We start from the raw sequence: 3,603 nt of genomic DNA, 5'->3' as shown, positions 1-3,603 counted from the left end.
GGTGATGCAAGCCGACGGCAAGATCGAGCCGCAGGACTGGATGCCCGAGGCCTATCGCAAGACGCTGGTGCGGCAGATTTCGCAGCATGCGCATTCGGAGATCATCGGCATGCAGCCCGAGGGCAACTGGATCAGCCGCGCGCCGAGCCTCAAGCGCAAGGCGATCCTGCTCGCGAAGGTGCAGGACGAAGGCGGCCACGGCCTGTATCTCTACAGCGCGGCTGAAACGCTCGGCGTCTCGCGCGATCAGCTCGTCGCCGCGCTGCACGCGGGCCGGGCCAAGTACTCGAGCATCTTCAACTATCCGACGCCCACCTGGGCCGATGTCGGCGTGATCGGCTGGCTGGTCGATGGCGCGGCGATCATGAATCAGATACCGCTGTGCCGCTGCACCTACGGGCCGTATGCCCGCGCGATGATCCGCATCTGCAAGGAGGAGTCGTTCCACCAGCGCCAGGGCTTCGATGCGCTGCTCGCGATGATGAAGGGCACGCAAGCGCAGAAGGACCTCGTGCAACAGGCGGTGAACCGCTGGTGGTGGCCGGTGCTGATGATGTTCGGCCCGAGCGACAAGGACTCGATTCACAGCGGCCAGTCGTTCGCGTGGGGCATCAAGCGCATCTCGAACGACGACCTGCGCCAGAAGTTCGTCGACGCGACTGTCGAGCAGGCGAAGATTCTGGGCGTCACGCTGCCCGATGCCGATCTGAAGTGGAATGCGCAAAGAAACGCGCACGACTACGGCGAGATCGACTGGGACGAGTTCTGGCGCGTGGTCAACGGCGACGGCCCGTGCAACAAGGAGCGCCTCGCCACGCGCGTGAAGGCGCACGACGCAGGCGCGTGGGTGCGCGAAGCGGCACTCGCCTACGCGGAGAAGCACAAGGCCCGCGCCCACAAACAAGCTGCATGAACAGGGAGACGATGAAGATGAGCAAGGAATGGCCGATCTGGGAAGTGTTCGTGCGCAGCAAGCAGGGACTCGATCACAAGCATTGCGGCAGCCTGCACGCGCCGGATGCGGGTGTGGCGTTGCGCATGGCGCGCGACGTGTACACGCGCCGTCAGGAAGGCGTGAGCATCTGGGTGGTGCCGTCGGCGGCGATCACCGCATCGGACCCGGCGGACAAGGGCGAATTGTTCGAGCCCGCGGGCGACAAGATCTATCGGCATCCGACGTTTTTCGTGCTGCCCGACGAAATCAATCACATGTAAGGGCGAAAGAGCCATGAGTCAGGACCATCTCGCCTACGTGCTGCGTCTGGCGGACAACGCGCTGATCCTCGGGCAGCGCAATGCCGAATGGTGCAGTCACGGCCCGGCACTGGAAGAAGACATCGCGCTGGCGAACATCAGTCTGGATCTGATCGGCCAGGCGCGGCTCTTGTACACGCACGCGGCGTCGCTGGAAGCCGCGCTCAATGGCAGCAGGAAGACCGAAGACGATTACGCGTACTTTCGCACCGAGCGTGAGTTCGCCAACTACACGATCGCGGAGTTGCCGCACTTCGGGCCGCTCGCGGGCACGGCGCGCGCTGAGCGCGATTACGCGGTGACGATCGTGCGCAACTTCCTGTATTCGTCGCTGATGATCGAAGTGTGGAGCGCGCTGCAAACATCGAGCGATGCGCAACTCGCGGCGATCGCGGCGAAGTCGATCAAGGAGACGAGCTATCACTTGCATCATGCGCGCGACTGGCTGGTGCGTCTGGGCGATGGCACGGACGAGTCGCATCGTCGCGCGCAGGCCGCGCTCGACTATCTGATGCCGTACACGCGCGAGTTCTTCGCCACCGATGCAATCGAGCAGGCCGTCGCCGATGCGGGAATCGCGCCGCTCGCGAGCGAGTTCGAAGCGGCATGGCGTGACGAGGTCGCATCGGCACTGGAAGAGGCCACGCTCACCGCGCCCGAAGAAGTGAAGCACGTCACCACGGGCAAGCACGGTGAGCACTCGGAGCACATGGGCTATCTGCTCGCGGAGATGCAGAGCCTGGCGCGTCAACATCCGGGCGCGAGCTGGTAATGAATACCGCCAACGCAACCATCGAACGCGCGTGGGATGTGCTCGAAGCGGTGCCCGATCCGGAGATTCCGGTGGTATCGATTCGCGAACTGGGCATTCTGCGCGAGGTACGTCACGGCGACGATGGCGTGCTCGAAGTGGTGATCACGCCGACGTACTCGGGGTGTCCGGCGATGTCGCAGATCGCGGAGGATATTGCGCAGGCGATCGATCGGGCCGAGCTCGGTGCGCATCGCATCGAGACGGTGCTGGCGCCCGCGTGGACGACCGACTGGATCACCGACGAAGCGCGCGAGAAGCTGCGCCGCTACGGCATAGCACCGCCGACGGGAGCGTGCAGCGGCACGGAAAAGCCCATCCGCTTCGTGCCCTATACGAAAGCGACGATCGCGTGCCCGCGCTGCGGCTCGACGCACACCGAGAAGCTGGCGCAATTCGGCTCGACGGCGTGCAAGGCGTTGTACCGCTGCATCGACTGCCGCGAGCCGTTCGATTACTTCAAGCCGTACTGAACTGACTCCATTGAAAAGCGAGCCGAAAAACATGGCGACTCCGCAATTCCATCCGCTGCGCATCCGTGAGGTCCGCCCCGAAACCGCCGATGCGCTCACCGTTTCGTTCGAAGTGCCTCCGGCGCTGCGCGATGCGTTTCGCTTTACGCAAGGTCAGTTCGTGACGCTCAAAACGCATATCGATGGCGAGGAGACGCGCCGTTCGTATTCGATCTGCGTGGGCGTGACCGACTACGATCGCGACGGCGAATTGCGCATCGGCATCAAGCGCGTGCGTGGCGGGCGCTTCTCGAACTTCGCATTCGATACCCTGAAGCCCGGCCACGAGATCGAGGTGATGACACCCGACGGGCGCTTCTTCACGCATCTGAACGCGGATCACGCGAAGCACTACGTGGCGTTCTCGGGCGGCTCGGGCATCACGCCGGTGCTGGCGATCATCAAGACGACGCTGGATATGGAGCCGACGAGCCGCTTCACGCTCGTGTACGGCAATCGCAGCGTCGACGCGATCATGTTCGCCGAGGAGCTCGAGGATCTGAAGAACCGGTATATGGACCGGTTCTCGCTGTATCACGTGCTCTCGGACGATCTGCAGGACGTCGAGTTGTTCAACGGCGTGCTGGATCAGGCGAAGTGCAAGGCGTTTCTGGAGACGCTGCTCTCGCCCGAGGAAATCGACGAGGCATTCATCTGCGGCCCCGGCCCGATGATGGATGCAGCCGAAGCGGCGTTGAAGGATGCGGGCGTGGCGCCGAAGCAGATTCACGTGGAGCGTTTCGGCACGCCGTTGCCGCAAGCCGGGGCGCCGGACATCGAGATCACGGACAGCATGCCGGCGGCGGATCTGGAGCTGATCATCGACGGCAAGAAGCGCAAATTGCGGCTGCCCTATGAAGGCGTGAGCGTGCTCGATGTGGGTTTGAAAGCGGGACTCGCGTTGCCGTACGCGTGCAAGGGCGGTGTGTGCTGCACGTGCCGCGCCCGAGTGCTCGAAGGCGAAGTGAAGATGGAAAAGAACTACACGCTCGAACAACATGAAATCGATGACGGCTTCGTGCTGAC

Annotated in this window: 5 protein-coding genes; all 5 read left to right on the top strand. The window is 63.5% G+C overall.

Annotated elements, in window-relative coordinates; translation table 11 throughout:
- Positions 1–913, top strand: a 913-nt coding sequence (gene paaA / locus NCR38_RS33895; protein ID WP_250478529.1) for a 1,2-phenylacetyl-CoA epoxidase subunit PaaA, incomplete at its 5' end; no start/stop codon positions are given.
- Positions 914–930: 17 nt separating this feature from the next.
- The gene (paaB, locus tag NCR38_RS33890; RefSeq protein ID WP_061122015.1) at positions 931–1,215 is read left to right on the top strand and encodes a 1,2-phenylacetyl-CoA epoxidase subunit PaaB; all 285 of its coding nucleotides are present in this window, start codon (positions 931–933) and stop codon (positions 1,213–1,215) included.
- A gap of 13 nt (positions 1,216–1,228) precedes the next feature.
- On the top strand, positions 1,229–2,026 hold the full coding sequence (paaC, locus tag NCR38_RS33885) for a 1,2-phenylacetyl-CoA epoxidase subunit PaaC (protein WP_250478528.1): 798 nt from the start codon (positions 1,229–1,231) through the stop codon (positions 2,024–2,026).
- Positions 2,026–2,538: a 1,2-phenylacetyl-CoA epoxidase subunit PaaD gene (paaD, locus tag NCR38_RS33880; protein ID WP_250478527.1), complete on the top strand. Its 513-nt coding sequence runs from the start codon at positions 2,026–2,028 to the stop codon at positions 2,536–2,538. The genes paaC and paaD overlap by 1 nt, the downstream gene beginning before the upstream one ends.
- Positions 2,539–2,569: 31 nt before the next feature.
- The coding region (gene paaE, locus NCR38_RS33875) for a 1,2-phenylacetyl-CoA epoxidase subunit PaaE (RefSeq protein ID WP_250478526.1) at positions 2,570–3,603 on the top strand (1,034 nt) is incomplete at its 3' end.

Source organism: Caballeronia sp. INML1, assembly GCF_023631085.1.
Classification (GTDB): domain Bacteria; phylum Pseudomonadota; class Gammaproteobacteria; order Burkholderiales; family Burkholderiaceae; genus Caballeronia; species Caballeronia turbans.
Note: the sequence above shows the minus strand (reverse complement) of the source record. Positions and strands in the feature narration are given on the sequence as shown.

Bases quoted from the DNA above. Each gene is read 5' to 3' on its own strand.
- paaD (WP_250478527.1), top strand. From the start codon at position 2,026: ATGAATACCGCCAACGCAACCATCGAACGCGCGTGGGATGTGCTCGAA.
- paaB (WP_061122015.1), top strand. From the start codon at position 931: ATGAGCAAGGAATGGCCGATCTGGGAAGTGTTCGTGCGCAGCAAGCAG.
- paaC (WP_250478528.1), top strand. From the start codon at position 1,229: ATGAGTCAGGACCATCTCGCCTACGTGCTGCGTCTGGCGGACAACGCG.